Source organism: Roseobacter sp. HKCC-CH-9208, from assembly GCF_037805125.1.
Taxonomy (GTDB): Bacteria; Pseudomonadota; Alphaproteobacteria; order Rhodobacterales; family Rhodobacteraceae; genus M30B80.
In genome coordinates, this window is the sequence record NZ_JBBLYK010000001.1 from 245,921 (window position 1) to 263,121 (window position 17,201).

Here is a 17,201-nt window from a genome sequence, read left to right on the forward strand (position 1 = left end):
TAACGTATGTTATAATTATTGTCAGAGTGCATCGCGGATCGTGCTCGCCGCGTCTTCACTCACCCATTGTGACCATATATCCTCATAGGTCAGCAGAAATTCGTACGCCGCGTCTTCGCCAGTAGCCTGATTATCAGTCATATAAACTAGCATAGCGTTCATCACAGAACCTGGAAAAACCCGATTTGCGAGATAATCCACAGCAATGCCACCCTCTTGCTGCAAACGATCCGTTATCACTGTGTGAACCTCCGACTCGGTATAACGGGAAGGTTGAGGATCAGCACATTCCTGCTCTGGCTTAACAATACAACCATCCCAGTTTTCTGAACCACCCCAGGGCGTTTCCCATTCTAGCAAAGTTAAGTTATACTTTCCAATTATGGCTGTCGGCGCCCAATAATAACCAAACCAATATTCTCCCCGATCAACCGCGCGCGCAATAGATCCGTCGAGACCCGCAGCGGATCCTGGGTCAACAAGGTGCCAGCCGAGGTCTTCCATTCCGAATGCCCGGAATAAATTCGCATTCGACAACTGACATCCCCAACCCGCGGGGCAACCCATAAAGGCGCCAAGACTTTCATCCTCCGCCCACGGAAACAGCTCAGGGTGCTGTAGCACTTTTTCTACAGTGTCGAGTTCGGGATAATCAGCTACGAACTGTGGATCCACCCACCAGCCTTCACCTAGTTGGGTGATTGGACCCTCAACAACCGAATGCAAACTACCTTCAGCAACAGCTGCGGCCAAAGGATCTCGAACCGCATTGATCCAAAGCTCCGGCGCAACATCTGGCTCAGCTTTCTCGTTCATAGAGGCAAAAGTTGTCATGGTCGCTCCTGGGATTAGCTCGACCTCACACCCATACCCTTCTTCCAGGATAATCTTGTCAACATTTGCCATTAATTCGGCTGAGGCCCAATCCATTTCAGCAATGGTTAATGAACCACAATCTTGCGCAGATGCAGCCCCACCAAACCCAAGCGCGGCAGCGCCAACAATGCCAGCGGCGAGCGGTTTTACGAATTTCATATGATCTCTCCTGTCGATCGTTTTATTTTGGGCCGCGCAAAGCGACCCAGACGAATTATGTCGCTATCGTTCTATATTGACTTAAAATTCTCAAGCTCTTATTTCTAAAATCGACCTAAGACACTGAAATAATGTGATTAAAATATTTCACAACCCACGGATGAATATCGCAAAAGCGACATTTATTTGCTTTGCGACACCATTTTACAATTCAGTTACAAACCAAACGCCACAAAAAAATGGGGGCGCCGATGGCACCCCCAGTTTCGCTGATCAAGCTCACTCTATTTACCGCCCGTTGTTTCTGCCTGCGGCTTGATCCGCGTCAGGGGCGAGCGCACCCGCCCCGTGTTCCCCTCCCGCTGCGCGTGATCGTGGGCAAACGACCATCAGCGCGGCGGGATGGAAAATCTGTGCTTAACTGCAGCCCGATGTGCCGCCGCAGGTGTTGCACTTCATGCATGTGCCGTTGCGCACGAGGGTGTAGTTGCCACATTCCCCGCAGGCCTCGCCCTCATAGCCTTGCATCTTGGCTTTTGTGCGCGCGTCAATCTCAACGGCGGCTGTGGTGACAGCAGCAGCTTGCACCGCCTCGGCCACGACCGCGCCAGATTGGCCAACCGCCGTAGCGGCAAGGCTAGAGACACCCCCCTGCAACACGACCAAATCCTGTGGGACACGCTTGCGCAAATAGCCTGTTGAGCTGATCTGTTTGAGCACTTCCAAGGATTTTGACGCCGCGCTGTCGGACAGTTCCTTGACGTTCGAGACACCCTCTTCGACACCGCGGCCCATATCGTCAAAGCTTGCGCCTTCTGGCTTTACATGGGCCAGATCGGTGCGGTCGAGATAGGACACCGCCAATTCACGGAAGATGTAATCAAGGATCGAAGTTGCATTCTTGATCGAGTCATTGCCCTGCACCATGCCCGAAGGCTCGAACTTGGTGAAGGTGAAGGCATCCACGAATTCCTCAAGCGGCACACCATATTGCAGGCCAACCGAGACTGCGATGGCGAAGTTGTTCATCATAGCACGGAAGCCTGCGCCCTCTTTGTGCATATCGATGAAAATCTCACCAAGCGCGCCATCGGCATATTCGCCTGTGCGCAGGTAGACCTTGTGACCACCCACAATTGCCTTCTGGGTGTAGCCTTTGCGGCGCTCAGGCAGTTTCTCGCGCTTGGCGCGGGCCACTTCCTTGATCACAATCTTTTCGATCACCTTCTCCGCCAAAACAGCCGCTTTTTCCTGCGGGCTGCCGCTTTCAAGGATTTCTGCCGCCTCGTCATCATCTTCGACCAAGGCCGCTGCCAAAGGCTGACTCAATTTCGAGCCATCACGATACAGCGCATTTGCCTTGATCCCCAAAGACCAGCTCAATTCATAGGCCTCCTGGCAATCTTCGATAGTCGCCGAATTTGGCATGTTGATCGTCTTGGAAATCGCGCCAGAGATAAAGCTCTGCGCTGCAGCCATCATATAGATATGGCTGTTGACAGAGAGGTAACGCTTGCCCTTCTTGCCGCATGGGTTGGCGCAATCGAACACGTTGTAATGCTCTTCCTTGAGGAAAGGTGCGCCCTCCAAGGTCATGGTGCCGCAGACATGATCATTAGCAGCTTCGATGTCCTTCTTCGAGAAGCCCAAATGTTGCAGAAGATTGAAGCTCGGATCATTCAGCTTGGCCTGCGGAATGCCCAAGGTTTTGGTGCAGAATTCCTCACCCAAGGTCCACTGGTTGAACACAAAGCGGATATCAAAGGCCTGTGGCAAAGCCGCTTCGATCTTGTCCAATTCAGCCTGACCAAACCCATGCCCCACCAAGGCGGTATGGTTGATACCAGGCGCATTGCCAAGCGTGCCATGGCCGACCGCATAGGCAATGATTTCTTCAATCTCGGAAGAAGAATAACCCAGTTTTTCCAAGGCGGCAGGCACAGAGCGGTTAATGATCTTGAAGTAACCACCACCGGCCAGTTTCTTGAACTTAACCAAGGCGAAATCGGGCTCGATGCCTGTTGTGTCGCAATCCATGACCAGACCGATTGTGCCCGTTGGCGCAATCACAGTGGCCTGAGCGTTGCGATAGCCATGCTTTTGGCCCAAATCCAACGCCTCATCCCATGCTTGTTTGGCCAGATCGACCAGACGCGCATCAGGGCAGTTAGCGTGATCCAATGGCACAGGGGTGACGTTGACATCTTCATAACCATCCGCCTCGCCATAGGCCGCACGGCGATGGTTACGGATGACGCGCAACATATTATCCGCGTTGCGCTTATACCCTGAGAATGGCCCCAGTTCAGACGCGATTTCCGCAGATGTTGCATAGGACACGCCCGTCATAAGCGCCGTCAATGCACCGCATAATGCGCGACCCTCATCACTGTCATAGCCCAAGCCCATATTCATCAACAGGCCGCCAATATTGGCATAACCCAGACCCAATGTGCGGAAATCATAAGAAAGCTGCGCGATTTCCTTTGAGGGGAACTGCGCCATCATGACCGAGATTTCCAAGGTCAATGTCCAAAGCCGGGTCGCGTGCATGTAGCCATCTGCATCAAACTTGCCATCCCTGTAGAAGGTCAGCAGGTTCATCGAGGCAAGGTTACAAGCCGTATCGTCCAAGAACATATATTCCGAACAGGGGTTCGACCCACGGATCGGCCCGTCTGCAGGGCATGTGTGCCATGCGTTAACTGTGTCATGGAACTGGATGCCAGGATCGGCGCAGGCCCACGCAGCATGGCCAACCTTTTCCCACAGATCACGGGCCTGCAGGGTTTTGGTGGGCTTGCCGTTCACGCGTGATTTCAGATGCCATTCCGCACCGTCCTTGACCGCCTGCAGGAAATCATCCGTCACGCGGATCGAGTTGTTGGAATTCTGACCCGAGACGCTGGCATAAGCCTCGCTGTCCCAATCTGTGTCATAGGTTGAGAATTCAATCGAGGTGTAACCCTGACGCGCATAATCCAAGACGCGCTTGATATAGGTTTCAGGGATCGAAACCTTTTTCGCCGCGCGGATTGCATCCTTCAGCGCGCCGTTTTTCGCAGGGTCGGTCGCATCCGCGAGATCCCCGTCCCATGTCTTGACCGCCGCAAAAAGGCCGTTAAGCATTTTCTCATGCATCTTTGAGCCTGCAACAAGCGAAGCAACCTTCTGCTCTTCGATCACTTTCCAATCGATGAAGGCTTCGATATCGGGGTGGTCTGCATCCACGATCACCATCTTTGCCGCGCGGCGTGTGGTGCCGCCCGACTTGATGGCGCCCGCCGCACGGTCACCAATTTTCAAAAAGCCCATCAGACCGCTGGATTTGCCGCCGCCTGACAATTTCTCACCGTCGCCCCGCAGCATCGAAAAGTTCGTGCCTGTGCCAGATCCATACTTGAACAGGCGCGCTTCGCGCACCCAGAGATCCATGATCCCGCCATCATTCACCAGATCGTCCGCAACAGATTGGATGAAGCAAGCATGCGGTTGGGGATGCTCATAGGCCGAGGCTGATTTGGTCAGCTTACCCGTTTTGTAATCAACATAGTGGTGACCTTGGCTTGGGCCATCAATGCCATACGCCCAGTGAAGGCCTGTGTTGAACCACTGAGGGCTGTTTGGCGCGGCCATCTGGCGCGCCAACATCAATTGCATCTCTTCGAAATAGGCGCGCGCATCGGCCTCGGCCGAGAAATAGCCGCCTTTCCATCCCCAATAGGCCCATGCCCCTGCCAAACGGCGGAACACTTGCTTGGCCGATGTTTCGCCCACAATGCGCTGATCTTCGGGCAGCTCGGCCAAGGCCTCGTCATCCGCCACATGGCGCCACAAGAAATCAGGTACGCCCTTTTCCTTCACGGGCTTCAGCCGTGCAGGAACGCCTGCTTTGCGGAAATATTTCTGTGCGATCACATCCGAGGCAACTTGGCTCCACGATTTGGGAACCTCTACTTCGTCTAGCTTAAAGACAATGGTGCCGTCTGGATTGCGAATTTCAGAAGATGTGAGAGTGAATTCGAGATTTGCGTATACATCTGCGCCGTCGCGGGTGAACCTACGTTCAATTTTCATGGCTGCCTCTTTTGCTACTAGCCCTGTTCCAACTAACGCGGCCTGCCAGCGTCTTACGCGCTCTGACCGTCTTTTTTTGCGGAACCAGCCCTACACACCCAAACAAATTTGCCCGCACCGCCAAAAGAGGTTCGCTATGACAAAGGTTGAGGAACTGCCCCGCACCGAGACCACTAGATATTGTAGTGACACTCTCAGCCCCCACAACCTGACGTAGGGACACATATTTGGTCAATCGGTTTTTTTGTCAATTTTCAAAATTTTCAGTCTTGAAATCTGCCCAAACTGCAAAACCACAACAGGCGCTGTGATTCATCAATTCCCCTAGAATGGGCTCAATTTGTGAAAGAATTGTTACAGCACGACAGGTTAGACCATGAAACGAAAGCCATGGATCAGGCCGCGCGCATCGTGGTGCGGTTGGCAAATAAAAACCTTGGCCCCAAGATCTGCCTACAAAATATAGTATGTCTTTTAGAGGTAAATTCACGCCAAACGCGGACCACGCCCCATCTCAGGCTCAAATGCCGATCTGCTTTTGTGGAAGTGGTCGGGGCGATAGGATTCGAACCTACGACCTACGGTACCCAAAACCGCCGCGCTACCAGGCTGCGCCACGCCCCGACTGTGTGCCTCTTAGCGCCTCTTTTTACAGATGAAAAGAGCACTCATGCACTTCTATTGAACTTCACAGGGCCACAAAGCACCCTGTTGCGGCATTTGCGGGTGGCGGATCACCGCGCCGACCTGCAAATTCAGCATTTCTGACATACCACCATTGATTTCCAGCACTGCGAGAATCTCATCACCGCCACTGATGGGCGTGCGATCAAGGGGAACCGCGTTTTCATGGATGTGAACCACCTGCCCGCGCGAATCGATAAACAGCATATCGAGAGGGATCAGGGTGTTTTCCATCCAAAAGCTGGCGGGCTGCGGACGCTCGTAGATGAACAACATCCCCGCCATACGCGGCATCGCGGGGCGATTCATCAAACCGACTGCGCGCTCTTGCGGCTCGTCTGCGATTTCCACTGTAAAGCGTGCCGTCCCAAAATCACCTTTGATCTCGACCCGTTCGGGGCGACAGGCCGCCTGCGCAGATATCGCACTGAAAGCCAACCCAAGGGCCGCCGCCGTGCTAATCCAAATTCTCGTGCTGCACATAATCCCACGCGCGCACCACTGCGGCCATTTTACCACGCGGGCCATCGACAATGCGAACGGCAAGCGCCTCGCCCGGCTGCAAATCGGCAAAGCCAAAGCGGCGCAAAATCTCGACATGGATAAATATGTCATCGGCAATGCCAAATTCATTCGCAAAGCCAAACCCCTTTGCCTTGTCAAACCATTTCACCCGCGCCGCAACGAAAGGTGCATCTGTCTGCGGTATATCAATACGCGGGTGAAAATCCACCTCTTGCTCGCTTGGTGGTGTCAGTGACAACACCTCCTGCGCTTGCGCACCGCGGTCTGTGTAATTCACGACCACCTCGACATATGCATTCTCTGCAATCGAGCTTTGGCCAAAATTTCTTAATACATTCGCGTGCAATAAAATGTCTGGGCCACCGTCATCGGCAAGGATAAATCCATACCCTTTGGTGGCATCAAACCATTTCACTTTGCCACGAACCGCCACCCCCATGTAGCGATCGACTTCCTTCGTTGTGGTGCATCCTATGTCTTCGGGCCTAAGCCCATCCGTCCCAGCCTAAGGGTTTGGCCCGAGCGAATATATCTGCAAGAAGAAATTAAAATTTATGTCTAAAAAGATATTTATTGATGATTTATGCAAAATCACCACCTAAAAGTAATCAAATTAAGCATTTCTGATGGCGCAGTTGATACGTTTCTCAGCAAGAAACGTCCCGCCCTCGCGCAATTTAAGGGTTTAACCGCTGCACTGTCCAATTCGATGCATCTGCCCCAAGATCACGCGTCCACCGAAACCGATCATGCAGACGAAATGCACCATCGGCCCAAAATTCAATTTCCACAGGTCTGATGCGAAATCCGCCCCAAAATGGGGGGCGCGGTGGGTTTGGGCCTTTTTCAACGGTGATTTTAGCAACATCCGCCATCAGTGAGGCGCGACTGTCCAAGGGTTGTGATTGACGCGAGGCCCATGCCCCAAGCCTGCTTTTCAGAGAGCGTGACGCAAAATAATCATCCGCCTGCGCCCCATCCTCACGGGTCACCATACCCCGCACTCGAATCTGACGGCGCAAGGATTTCCAATGCAGCACAAAGGCCGCCTTGCCGCTCGCGCTGATCTCTTGGCCCTTTTTGCTGTCGTAATTGGTGAAAAAAACAAAAGCGTCATCTTCAATTTGACGCAGCAAAACCATGCGCACATTGGGCAGGCCATACGAGTCAACCGTGGCCAAGGCAATCGCATCAGGATCGTTGAGTTCGCTTTTCTCAGCCTCCTTCATCCATTCGCGCGCAATGGAGAATGGATCATCCCCTGCAAAAATTCCTGTGCGATCGGTCATGCTATGCCTCATTTATTATTGCGGCATTTCTGCCGCGTCTCAACCTAGAGCGCACCCGCCTCCCCTTCAAGGCTGACGGGACATCTTGAAGCTGTGACCCCAAAGGTCTAAACCATTCCTAACCCAACAATAGCGACAAGGATTGAGGGCGGCATGGGGATTATGACTGGCAAGCGCGGGCTGATTATGGGCCTCGCAAATGACAAATCCATCGCGTGGGGTATTGCAAAAGCCCTTGCAGAGCATGGCGCCGAATTGGCGTTTTCATATCAAGGCGAACAACTGCTCAAGCGGGTGCAACCTTTGGCGGCAGAACTGGGTTCCGATGTGGTGCTGCCGTGCGATGTGACCGATAATGACAGCCTAGACGCGGTTTTTGAGTCCCTCAAAGACAAATGGGGCAGTCTCGATTTCATCGTTCACGCCATTGGGTTTTCCGACAAAAACGAATTGCGCGGCCGCTATGTGGACACAAGCGCCGCGAATTTCGAAATGACGATGAATATTTCGGTCTATTCTTTCACCGCCGTGATGCAGCGAGCCGAAAAGCTTATGACCAATGGCGGCTCGGCGCTGACGCTGACCTATTATGGTGCGGAACAGGTGATGCCGCATTACAACGTCATGGGGGTCGCGAAAGCCGCGCTTGAAGCGTCCGTGATGTATCTGGCCGAAGATCTGGGCAAACAGGATATCCGCGTGAATGCTATTTCCGCGGGGCCGATCAAAACCTTGGCCGCCTCGGGCATTGGCGATTTCCGCTATATCCTCAAATGGAACGAGCTGAATTCGCCGCTGCGCCGCAATGTCTCCATCGAGGATGTGGGCAAATCCGCACTTTACCTGCTGTCTGATCTCGCCTCTGGTGTGACGGGCGAGAATTTGCACGTTGATGCAGGATATCACGTAGTGGGCATGAAAGCGGTGGATGCACCTGATATTGATGTGGTGACGGGACGCAAGGACTAGGGGCGCAATGACAGTCGCGGCATTTCTCGCGATTTATTTGGTGCATCTGGCCGCCGCCATGAGCCCTGGCCCCACAACACTTTTGGCGGCCCGCAGCGCGGCGCGCGATGGGTTTGATCGCGCAATTTTCCTCGCCATTGGTTTTGGCGTTGGGGCCTGCTTGTGGGCCGTAGCCGCCATGTTTGGCCTTGCGATTCTGTTCGAACACGCCCCTGCCGTGCTTTTGGGGTTAAAACTGGTTGGGGCGGGATATCTCTTTTACTTGGCTCTTAAGGTATGGCGCAGCGCCGCCCTGCCCTTTGAGGTCACGCCAATCCCCGCGGATGAGACCCCAAAATCGGCGGCGAAATTGATCTGGCTTGGCATTGCCACACAGCTTGCCAATCCCAAGCCCGCCGTGTTTTTCGGCACGATCTTCCTAACCTTCCTGCCCGCCAATCCTGATCACCGGGTCTATGCGGTGGTGTTGGGCATGATCTTTGTAAATGACACAGGCTGGAACCTGATTGTGGCGCGTATTTTCTCGCTATCGGGGCCAAGGCGTGCCTATTTGGGTTTCAAACCCGTGATTGAGCGTATATTTGGCGGGCTTCTGGCACTTATGGGTGCCAAGCTTGCCCTTGGTTGATCAAAGGAGAAACAGTGCCATGGATCGTTTGCCGCATGAGAAAGGCTTTCATGTCTCGTGGGATCAATTGCACCGCGATGCGCGCGCGCTTGCGTGGCGCTTGGACAAACGCGGGCCTGGGCCTGATGGGTCATGGCGGGCGGTGGTCGCCATCACGCGCGGCGGCATGGCCCCAGCAATGATTGTGGCGCGCGAATTGGATATTCGCACAGTGGACACGATTAGCGTCAAATCCTACCATTCTGGCGGCGGCAAGGCCGATCAGCGCCGCGAGGCAGAGGTGCTCAAAAGCCCAGATGTCGACATGATGGGGGATGGTGAGGGCGTCCTGATCGTGGATGATTTGGTCGATACAGGAAAAACCCTTGAACTGGTGCGCAAACTTTACCCCAAGGCGCATTTTGCCACGACCTATGCCAAACCCAAGGGCGAGCCTATGGTCGACACATTCATCACAGGTGTCAGCCAAGATACATGGATTTTCTTTCCATGGGATATGGCACTGCAATATGTCGAGCCTTATCGCGGCAAGGATTAATTTCGCGCGCCAAGCGCCTCATTTAAAAGTGTTTTAACGGCATGAGGCGGCACATCTGAGGTCACAAAGGATGTGCCAATGCCGCGCATCAAGATAAAGCGCAGCTGCCCTTCAAGCACCTTTTTATCTTGCGCCATCAGCGCAAGCAGCGCGTCTGCATCAGGCAAATCGCCCTCAATATCCGCCAAATCGCGCTTCATGCCCATCTCGGCCAGATGCGCGCGAATGCGGGATGGCTCCTCTTGCGGGCACAACCCCAAGCGCGCCGATAATTCCGCCGCCAAAGCGCACCCAATCGCCACCCCCTCGCCATGCAACAGGCGATCAGAATATTCCGTGGCCGCCTCAAGCGCATGGCAGAAGGTATGGCCCAAATTGAGAAGTGCGCGATCCCCCTGCTCTGTCTCATCGCGGGCCACGATATCGGCCTTCATCTGAACGGACCAACGCACCGCCTCTTCGCGCAAGGCCAAATCACTTGCGGCCATGGCGGGGGCGTTTTCCTCAAGCCAGTCGAAAAACGCGGCATCGCCAAGCAAGCCATATTTCACCACCTCGCCATAACCCGCCAAAAAGTCACGCGGGGCCAACGTGGACAAAAGATCAATATCCGCCAACACAAGGCTAGGTTGGTGAAAGGCACCAACGAGGTTTTTGCCATGCCGCGTGTTGATGCCCGTTTTGCCACCAACCGAACTGTCGACCTGCGCCAGAAGCGAGCTTGGCATCTGCACAAAGCGCACGCCACGGCGCAGGATCGCAGCCGCAAAACCAACGAGATCCCCGATCACACCGCCGCCAAGCGCGATCACGATATCGCCCCGCTCAACCTTTTCATCGAGCAGCCATTCAACGGTCTGCGTCAGATATTGCCATGATTTTGTGCCCTCGCCCGCAGGCAAAGTCAGCGCGCGCGCAGCAATCCCGCCTGCGCTCAAGGCCGCCTCAAGATGGGCCAAATGCAAGGGCGCCACCCGATCTTCGGTCACGATCCAAACTTTTGGACGCCGCAACAAAGGCGCAAGATGGGTTGCCGCCTGCGCAATCAGACCAGAGCCAATCACCACATCATAGCTGCGACTGTCCAGATTTACCCGCACTGTGGATGTCATGTTGCGACCTCCGACAAGACATTATGAGCGTGAAGCAAACGCAGCACATGATCGGTCGTATCCTCAATCGACCAGTCATGCGCGATTTCAAGGCGCAATTCAGCCTGCTCATAGGCAGGGCGGCGCGCCACCATCAAAGCCTCAAGCTTGCCGCGCGGATCAGGCCCATGGAGCAGCGGCCGAGTGGTTTTGTGGTGCACCCGCGACCACAAAAGCTCGATATCGGGATCCAACCACAAGACCGCCGCTTGCGCCGAAATCAAATCACGGTTTTCAGGCGACAGCCACGCCCCCCCGCCAGTAGACAGAACTGCAGGCGCACCCGTTAGTAGCCGTGCGATAACTTTGCTTTCGCGGTCACGGAAAAACGGCTCGCCGAAGCGCTCGAAAATTTCGGCGATGCTCATCTGTGCGCTTTCGACAATTTCGGTATCAGAATCGCGCAACTCGACCCCAAGCCGTGCCGACAAGGCCCGCCCGACAGCGGTTTTGCCCGAGCCTGGCATCCCGACCAAAACCACGGTTTTGTGCAAATTATAGGCGGTTTCAGCCCGTGTTTGCCCGTTCACCCTTTGCATCCTTTATGCATTTGCGAAGATTTCGCAAAATTCCCCCAAGAAATTCTGCGCGAACTCCCCTATATTGGCGCAAGATCGTCTATTATTCCACGCAATACGCGTTGGGGGACAGACACGCAAGCAAGCAACCGCGCGAGAATAAGCGCAGAAGGCAGAGGCACGAGAAATATGGTTAAGCTGTTCATGGGATTGGTGATTTTAATCCTGCTCACTGCTGTTGGCCTGTTGGGTTATGGCTATTCGGGTCTGATGCAGCCCGAGACAGTAGAATTGCGGGACACAATCTTGATCCCGCTTGAGTAACAGATCATGCGCAGGCTGACGGGCGGAACATTTTGGGGGCTTGTGGCGGGTCTGATTTGGCTTTTGCCTGCGCTGCCATTGGCGGCACAAACACCGCAAATGTCGCCGCAGGATATTGCGCCCACTTGGCTTTCCGACACGATTGCGCCGCGCAACCCCGATGTTGCCGCAGAAATTATCACCGAAGATATCCGCGTGATGCCGATAGGGCCAATTACGCGCAACGCCGTGGGGCTTTTGCCTGCGCGGGTTACGGGCTTTCCCAGTGGGCTTTGGGGCCAATCTGACAGTGCCGAGCTTGCAGGCCTGTTTCGCCGCTTGTCGATGACGGGGCCGCCCGCAATTTTGGATTTAACCGAGCGTTTGGCCCTGTCCGAGCTTGACCCCCCTCTTGGGGGCACTGATGCGGCGGCGGATGATCTGTTTTTGGCGCGGATTGATATGCTCTTGGCGCGCGGCGCGCTTGAGCCTGCACGCGCATTGATTGAGCGCGCAGGCGTAGAAGACGGCGAGGTATTTCGGCGTTGGTTCGATGTCTCGCTTCTTTTAGGGCAGGCAGATCGTGCCTGCGCCGCGATGCGCGCAAGCCCTGATATCGCACCAACATATCCCGCACGGATTTTTTGCTTGGCCCGTTCAGGCGATTGGTCAGCGGCGGCGCTCTCAATGGGCACGGGCGTTGCCTTGGGGTTCATCACCGAAAATGAGGCGGATTTGATCGCGCGCTTCCTTGATCCCGAGCTATTTGAGGGGGAGCCGCCCTTGCCCCTAGACCCCGACATAACACCGCTGCGCTATGTGATGCGCGCGGCCATTGCAGAACGCCCCTCCTCGCTTGGGCTGCCTTTGGCCTTTGCCCATGCCGACCTCGCCCCGCAGGCGGGGTGGCGCGCACAGCTTGATGCCGCAGAACGCCTGTTGCGCGCAGGCGCGATTGAGCCAAGCCAATGGTTGGCCATTGCCACCTCGCGCCGCCCCTCCGCCTCGGGCGGGATATGGGAGCGCGTTGCGGCCGTTCAGGAATTTGATGCAAGCCTCCTTGCGGGTGATGTGGCGGCCATTGCCCGCAGCCTTGCCCGCGTGGTGGATGCCCTTGGCCCCACGGGTCTTTTACCCGCTTTTGCACAGCTTTACGCCGACCCGCTTGGCCGCCAACCTTTGGTGGGTGAGGCGGCGATCCTCGCCCGAAAAATCGAACTTCTCTCCCGCAATTACGAAAGCCTTGCCCTGCGCGCCGTGCCGCAATCCGCAGATGAGGCGGTGGCCTTTGCCTTGGCGCGCGGGCAGATGCCAAATTTGCCCGCAACGGCAAGCCCACGGGTTATGGCCCTTGCGGCGGGGTTTGACGAAATTGCGCTGCCTGACCGCTATGCGCCTCTGATTACAGGCAATCGCGCGGGAGAGGCGCTATTGCTCGCGGCCCTGACCCTATCGGGGGATGGTGCAGATTTGGACGATCTCTCAGATGCCTTGCGGGTCTTGCGCTATTTGGGACTAGAGGACAGCGCGCGGCGTGCGGCCCTTCAGCTATATCTCCTGCCCGACAGAAACGGATAAGAGCGCCCGATCATGACAGATCAAAAATTGATCACCCAATTCCTCGAGGCGCAAGCAGCCGAGTTGAACGCAGCGCAAAACACGCTCTTGGCTTATGCCCGTGATTTGGACGATGCGCGGGCATTTTTCACCGATCGCGGCGCAGATTTTCTCAGCATCACGCGAGATGGGATCGAAACCTATCTTGCCGATCTAGAGGTTCGCGGGCTGTCACGCGCCACGCGCGCGCGGCGCTTATCTGCGCTGAAACAAATGTGTCGATTTCTGTTTGAGGAAGGCCTGCGCACCGATAACCCAAGCCTCAAAATCAAAGGGCCTGCGCGCGAGAAATCTTTGCCCAAAACTCTCAGCCATGAGGCCGTGGATCGGCTTTTGACGCAGGCTGAAATCCATGGGCGCAGTGCCGATGATCGGTTGCGCAACCATTGCATGATGCAAATTTTATACGCGACAGGTATGCGGGTAAGCGAGCTTGTCACCCTGCCCGTGGCCGCCGTGCGGGGTGACCCCAAGCTGATCTTGATCAAGGGCAAAGGCGGCAAGGAACGCATGCTGCCACTGACGCAATCCGCACGTTTGGCGCTGCACTCTTGGCTTGCCCGCCGCGATGCATTGGAAGACCTCGCAACACGCGAGGGGGGGGCAAAACCCTCGCGCTACCTGTTTCCCAGCCGCGGCACAGAAGGCCACATGACGCGGGTGCGGTTTTACACGCTGATCAAGGAAATTGCCCGTGATGCAGGTGTGCCACCGCAATCGGTCACCCCGCACCGCATGCGCCATGCCTTTGCCACTCATCTATTGGCGGGTGGCGCAGATTTACGCAGCATTCAGGCCCTTTTGGGTCACGCGGATATCGCAACGACCGAAATCTATACCCATATCTTAGATGAGCGGTTAAAAGCCCTCGTGCTCGAACATCACCCATTGGCGGATCATACATCTGCCCGACTGAAAATTGATAGGCCCCATGACTGAAACGATTTCGTTTGATTCTGCCCTTTGGATAAGCGCCGCCTCGATTATGGGGCTTTTGGTGCTGTCTGCGTTTTTCTCAGGTTCTGAAACGGCATTGACCGCAGCCTCGCGCGGGAAATTGCGCGCACAGGCGGATCGGGGCTCAAAGGGGGCTGAGCGCGCCTTGCGCATGACCGAAGACAGCGAGCGGCTGATCGGATCGGTTCTATTAGGCAATAATGTGGTCAATATCTTGGCTGCCTCTTTGGCGACCGCCCTGTTCACGCGCCTGTTTGGGGAATCGGGGGTGGCGCTTGCCACGCTTGTCATGACCCTGTTGGTTTTGATCTTTGCCGAGGTGCTGCCCAAAACCTATGCTATCACCAATGCCGAAAAGACCGCCGCCCGCGTCTCGCCCGTGATTGCGGTGGTGATTTTCTTGTTTTCCCCGATTGTGGGCGCGGTGCGGATTTTGGTGCGCGGGGTCTTGCGCCTCTTTGGTGTGCAAACCGACCCTGACAGTAAAATCCTATCCGCGCGCGAGGAAATCGCAGGGGCGATCACGCTTGGCCATTCCGAGGGGGCGGTGGAAAAAGAACATCGCGACCGCTTGCTTGGCGCGCTAGATTTGCACGAGCGGATGATTGAGGAAATCATGTTGCATCGCTCAAAGATCGAAATGATCAATGCTGATGCCACCCCTGAGGAAATCTTGAGCCAAGCCTTGCAATCCCCCCATACCCGCCTGCCCGTCTATCGCGGCGAGACGGAAAATATCATTGGCGTGATCCATGCAAAGGATTTGCTGCGCGCCATGGATGGGCTGACGCGCGGTGAAAACGCGAAGGGGATCGAAAATTTCCGTATCACCGATGTGGCCATGAAACCCTATTTCGTGCCTGACACCACCACATTGGACGAACAGATGCGCCAATTCCTGCGCCGCAAAACGCATTTCGCGTTGGTGGTGGACGAATACGGCGCTTTGCGCGGCTTGATCACGCTTGAAGATATCCTTGAGGAGATTGTCGGTGAAATCACCGATGAATTTGATGTGGATGAAGCGCCGCAATTGAAACCTGGCCCCGATGGGCATTTCTTGATTGATGGGGCGATGACCATTCGTGATTTCAACCGCGCCACGGATTGGAGCCTTCCCGATGAAGAGGCCAACACTGTCGCAGGGTTGGTGATCCATGAGGCGCAAACAATTCCCGTCATCGGTCAGGCATTTTCCTTTCATGGCTTCCGCTTTGAGGTGGTGGCCCGTGAGAATAACCGTCTCACCCAAATCAAAATTCGCAAACTTGGCTGATCCGATCCCGCATAAAGCGCCCGCAATCGTGGTTCTCGCGGCAGGCAGATCAAGCCGAATGCGGGGCCGCGACAAGTTGTTGGAAGATATCGATGGCCAAGCCTTGCTGCGCCTCATGGTGGCGCGTGCGCGTAAGGCGGGGGCATCTGCGGTGCGTGTGGTTCTGGCCGAGGGTCAAACAGACCGCGCCGCAGAACTGAGGGATTTCACGGATATCGAAATCATCCATCTGCCCGCAGGGCGCGACATGAGTGACAGTTTGAAAGCAGGGATTGCGGGGCTTGACTGCGCGGTCATGATCCTGTTGGCAGATCTGCCCGACCTGACCGCACATGACCTATATCTGATGCTCACCTTCGCACAGATGCATCCAGATGCCATTTTGCGCGCGGCTGACAATAAAGGCCGCGCAGGACATCCAATTGTCTTTCCCCGCGATCTTCTGCCCGAACTTGTCAAAGTGACGGGTGATCAGGGCGCACGCGCGGTGCTAGAGCAACATGGGGGGCGCGTTGTGCACATCCCCCTTCCCGAAACCCGCGCGACAACGGACCTCGATACGCCCGAAGATTGGGCGGCGTGGCGCAAATCGCGGGCTTAGATAATATTACGCATCATCCGATCCGTCCGAATATCGGACGCATAATCAACAATCGGACGGGCGGCGCTTACCTGTGCGCTTTGGCCTTCTTCTGTCTCTAACTCTGGGAATAGCGACAAGATCTCACGCCGTTGCGCCGCATCCATGCCCCGCAGTGTTTTGGTTTCTGCGTGAAAGCTTTCTGTCCAAATGCTATTAGACATCACGATTTGATGATGCTCGAACATGATATGGATGTAATTCATCCGCACTGTATCGACCGCCATCACCTCGCGGCGGTCAATCAGATCGCGCGCGGCAATCAGGCTTTCGCCCGCCAATGCGGCGGGATGTTCAGGCATCAACAAAACGCGGTGACTGGGCGAAACCATCATATCACGCACAGGTAGTCCATGTCCCAAACAGCCCGCACGCAAAAGGACGGGGCGTAAGCTCGCGGCGCGCTGCATATCTGCACGCCCCAAAACACGGCCACCAATCCAAGCAATTTCTTGCACACCATTGTCACGGGTGACGATTTTATCCCCCTGCTGCAATGTCTCCACCGCGCGTTCGCCACGCAACGTGGCAATCATCGTGCCCGGCGTAAAGCAGGGCGTTACGGCAGGATGCGCGTCTTGTGCATTAGAATAGGATTGGGGCTGTGCTATCATTTTTTTACTCCAAAATTCATTACTAACTCGATGGCACGGCTTAGACCCAGCCGAGGCGCCAAATTTTGACGGCCACATGCCTGTTCTCTGCCTCAATTGCTACGATTCTAGGGCGCTCTTGCGGCGCTTTCATGACCATTTGAAATCCATGCCCCCGATTCCGCATGGCCGATCTCTGTATATATTATTAATGTAAAATATTAACACATTTTTTCCACCTCTTCGCCCAGCCTAGGACAGTCTGGCTGCAAAACCATGGCGGCCGCATGCAACGGGCGCGAAAGCGCGAAGATGCAGCAAAGGATAACCAAACCCATACTTTCGACAACTGGTGTCAATGGCGGTAAAACCCTAAACATAAAGGCACCCCTAATACCCCG

The 17,201-nt window shown here is 55.2% G+C and carries 16 protein-coding genes and 1 tRNA gene; 8 read left to right on the forward strand and 9 right to left on the reverse strand.

Going from position 1 to position 17,201, the window contains the following annotated elements; all coding sequences use genetic code 11:
• Positions 1-21: 21 nt before the first annotated feature.
• The 6 genes from AAC621_RS01255 to pdxH all read right to left on the reverse strand — a co-directional run bounded on the left by AAC621_RS01255 (position 22) and on the right by pdxH (position 7,610).
• Positions 22-1,035: a glycine betaine ABC transporter substrate-binding protein gene (locus AAC621_RS01255; protein ID WP_340251397.1), complete on the reverse strand. Its 1,014-nt coding sequence runs from the start codon at positions 1,033-1,035 to the stop codon at positions 22-24.
• A 417-nt stretch (positions 1,036-1,452) separates the two neighbouring features.
• Entirely contained in the window at positions 1,453-5,112 is a 3,660-nt protein-coding gene (locus AAC621_RS01260) for a vitamin B12-dependent ribonucleotide reductase (RefSeq protein WP_340251399.1), read from the reverse strand.
• Positions 5,113-5,659: 547 nt separating this feature from the next.
• Positions 5,660-5,736, reverse strand: a tRNA-Pro gene (locus AAC621_RS01265).
• Between the two features lie 54 nt (positions 5,737-5,790).
• Positions 5,791-6,234, reverse strand: coding sequence for a DUF192 domain-containing protein (locus tag AAC621_RS01270; protein WP_340251402.1), 444 nt, complete (start codon positions 6,232-6,234; stop codon positions 5,791-5,793).
• A gap of 19 nt (positions 6,235-6,253) precedes the next feature.
• Complete coding sequence (locus AAC621_RS01275; protein WP_340251404.1) at positions 6,254-6,760, reverse strand: cold-shock protein; 507 nt, start codon at positions 6,758-6,760, stop codon at positions 6,254-6,256.
• Between the two features lie 238 nt (positions 6,761-6,998).
• The gene (gene pdxH, locus AAC621_RS01280) at positions 6,999-7,610 is read right to left on the reverse strand and encodes a pyridoxamine 5'-phosphate oxidase (protein ID WP_340251406.1); all 612 of its coding nucleotides are present in this window, start codon (positions 7,608-7,610) and stop codon (positions 6,999-7,001) included.
• Between the two features lie 153 nt (positions 7,611-7,763).
• On the opposite strand from pdxH, the gene fabI reads away from it, so the two are divergent.
• From fabI to gpt, 3 genes are read left to right on the forward strand one after another with little or no spacing between them, the layout of a single operon-like run.
• Entirely contained in the window at positions 7,764-8,579 is an 816-nt protein-coding gene (gene fabI / locus AAC621_RS01285) for an enoyl-ACP reductase FabI (RefSeq protein ID WP_340251408.1), read from the forward strand.
• Between the two features lie 7 nt (positions 8,580-8,586).
• On the forward strand, positions 8,587-9,207 hold the full coding sequence (locus tag AAC621_RS01290; RefSeq protein WP_340251410.1) for a LysE family translocator: 621 nt from the start codon (positions 8,587-8,589) through the stop codon (positions 9,205-9,207).
• 19 nt (positions 9,208-9,226) lie between these two features.
• Positions 9,227-9,745 carry a xanthine phosphoribosyltransferase gene (gene gpt / locus AAC621_RS01295; RefSeq protein ID WP_317654549.1) on the forward strand — a complete coding sequence of 173 codons (519 nt, stop codon included), beginning with the start codon at positions 9,227-9,229 and terminating at the stop codon, positions 9,743-9,745.
• On the opposite strand, the gene aroB is transcribed toward gpt, so the two are convergent.
• Both aroB and AAC621_RS01305 read right to left on the reverse strand, forming a co-directional pair.
• On the reverse strand, positions 9,742-10,857 hold the full coding sequence (gene aroB, locus AAC621_RS01300; RefSeq protein ID WP_340251412.1) for a 3-dehydroquinate synthase: 1,116 nt from the start codon (positions 10,855-10,857) through the stop codon (positions 9,742-9,744). The two genes, gpt and aroB, sit on opposite strands and share 4 nt — an antisense overlap.
• Positions 10,854-11,435, reverse strand: a complete 582-nt coding sequence (locus tag AAC621_RS01305) for a shikimate kinase (RefSeq protein ID WP_340251414.1) — start codon at positions 11,433-11,435, stop codon at positions 10,854-10,856. Before AAC621_RS01305 ends, aroB begins: the two co-directional genes overlap by 4 nt.
• Before the next feature lie 168 nt (positions 11,436-11,603).
• Between AAC621_RS01305 and AAC621_RS01310 the strand changes: the two genes are divergently transcribed.
• Genes AAC621_RS01310 through AAC621_RS01330 form a run of 5 tightly spaced genes read left to right on the forward strand, consistent with a single transcriptional unit; the run spans position 11,604 to position 16,168 of the window.
• The gene (locus AAC621_RS01310) at positions 11,604-11,738 is read left to right on the forward strand and encodes a hypothetical protein (RefSeq protein ID WP_340251416.1); all 135 of its coding nucleotides are present in this window, start codon (positions 11,604-11,606) and stop codon (positions 11,736-11,738) included.
• 6 nt (positions 11,739-11,744) lie between these two features.
• The gene (locus AAC621_RS01315; protein WP_340251418.1) at positions 11,745-13,295 is read left to right on the forward strand and encodes a hypothetical protein; all 1,551 of its coding nucleotides are present in this window, start codon (positions 11,745-11,747) and stop codon (positions 13,293-13,295) included.
• A gap of 12 nt (positions 13,296-13,307) precedes the next feature.
• Complete coding sequence (locus AAC621_RS01320; RefSeq protein WP_340251420.1) at positions 13,308-14,273, forward strand: tyrosine recombinase; 966 nt, start codon at positions 13,308-13,310, stop codon at positions 14,271-14,273.
• Positions 14,266-15,567: an HlyC/CorC family transporter gene (locus AAC621_RS01325; RefSeq protein ID WP_340251422.1), complete on the forward strand. Its 1,302-nt coding sequence runs from the start codon at positions 14,266-14,268 to the stop codon at positions 15,565-15,567. The genes AAC621_RS01320 and AAC621_RS01325 overlap by 8 nt, the downstream gene beginning before the upstream one ends.
• The gene (locus AAC621_RS01330) at positions 15,521-16,168 is read left to right on the forward strand and encodes a nucleotidyltransferase family protein (RefSeq protein ID WP_340251424.1); all 648 of its coding nucleotides are present in this window, start codon (positions 15,521-15,523) and stop codon (positions 16,166-16,168) included. The genes AAC621_RS01325 and AAC621_RS01330 overlap by 47 nt, the downstream gene beginning before the upstream one ends.
• Here AAC621_RS01330 and AAC621_RS01335 read toward each other — a convergent pair.
• The gene (locus AAC621_RS01335; protein WP_340251426.1) at positions 16,165-16,821 is read right to left on the reverse strand and encodes a Hint domain-containing protein; all 657 of its coding nucleotides are present in this window, start codon (positions 16,819-16,821) and stop codon (positions 16,165-16,167) included. The two genes, AAC621_RS01330 and AAC621_RS01335, sit on opposite strands and share 4 nt — an antisense overlap.
• Positions 16,822-17,201 lie beyond the last annotated feature (380 nt).

Excerpts from the sequence above, each read along its gene's own strand:
- AAC621_RS01255 (WP_340251397.1), bottom strand. The coding sequence starts at position 1,035 with ATGAAATTCGTAAAACCGCTCGCCGCTGGCATTGTTGGCGCTGCCGCG.
- AAC621_RS01260 (WP_340251399.1), bottom strand. The coding sequence starts at position 5,112 with ATGAAAATTGAACGTAGGTTCACCCGCGACGGCGCAGATGTATACGCA.
- AAC621_RS01275 (WP_340251404.1), bottom strand. The coding sequence starts at position 6,760 with ATGGGGGTGGCGGTTCGTGGCAAAGTGAAATGGTTTGATGCCACCAAA.
- pdxH (WP_340251406.1), bottom strand. The coding sequence starts at position 7,610 with ATGACCGATCGCACAGGAATTTTTGCAGGGGATGATCCATTCTCCATT.
- fabI (WP_340251408.1), top strand. The coding sequence starts at position 7,764 with ATGGGGATTATGACTGGCAAGCGCGGGCTGATTATGGGCCTCGCAAAT.
- AAC621_RS01290 (WP_340251410.1), top strand. The coding sequence starts at position 8,587 with ATGACAGTCGCGGCATTTCTCGCGATTTATTTGGTGCATCTGGCCGCC.
- gpt (WP_317654549.1), top strand. The coding sequence starts at position 9,227 with ATGGATCGTTTGCCGCATGAGAAAGGCTTTCATGTCTCGTGGGATCAA.
- aroB (WP_340251412.1), bottom strand. The coding sequence starts at position 10,857 with ATGACATCCACAGTGCGGGTAAATCTGGACAGTCGCAGCTATGATGTG.
- AAC621_RS01305 (WP_340251414.1), bottom strand. The coding sequence starts at position 11,435 with ATGCAAAGGGTGAACGGGCAAACACGGGCTGAAACCGCCTATAATTTG.
- AAC621_RS01310 (WP_340251416.1), top strand. The coding sequence starts at position 11,604 with ATGGTTAAGCTGTTCATGGGATTGGTGATTTTAATCCTGCTCACTGCT.
- AAC621_RS01315 (WP_340251418.1), top strand. The coding sequence starts at position 11,745 with ATGCGCAGGCTGACGGGCGGAACATTTTGGGGGCTTGTGGCGGGTCTG.
- AAC621_RS01320 (WP_340251420.1), top strand. The coding sequence starts at position 13,308 with ATGACAGATCAAAAATTGATCACCCAATTCCTCGAGGCGCAAGCAGCC.
- AAC621_RS01325 (WP_340251422.1), top strand. The coding sequence starts at position 14,266 with ATGACTGAAACGATTTCGTTTGATTCTGCCCTTTGGATAAGCGCCGCC.
- AAC621_RS01335 (WP_340251426.1), bottom strand. The coding sequence starts at position 16,821 with ATGATAGCACAGCCCCAATCCTATTCTAATGCACAAGACGCGCATCCT.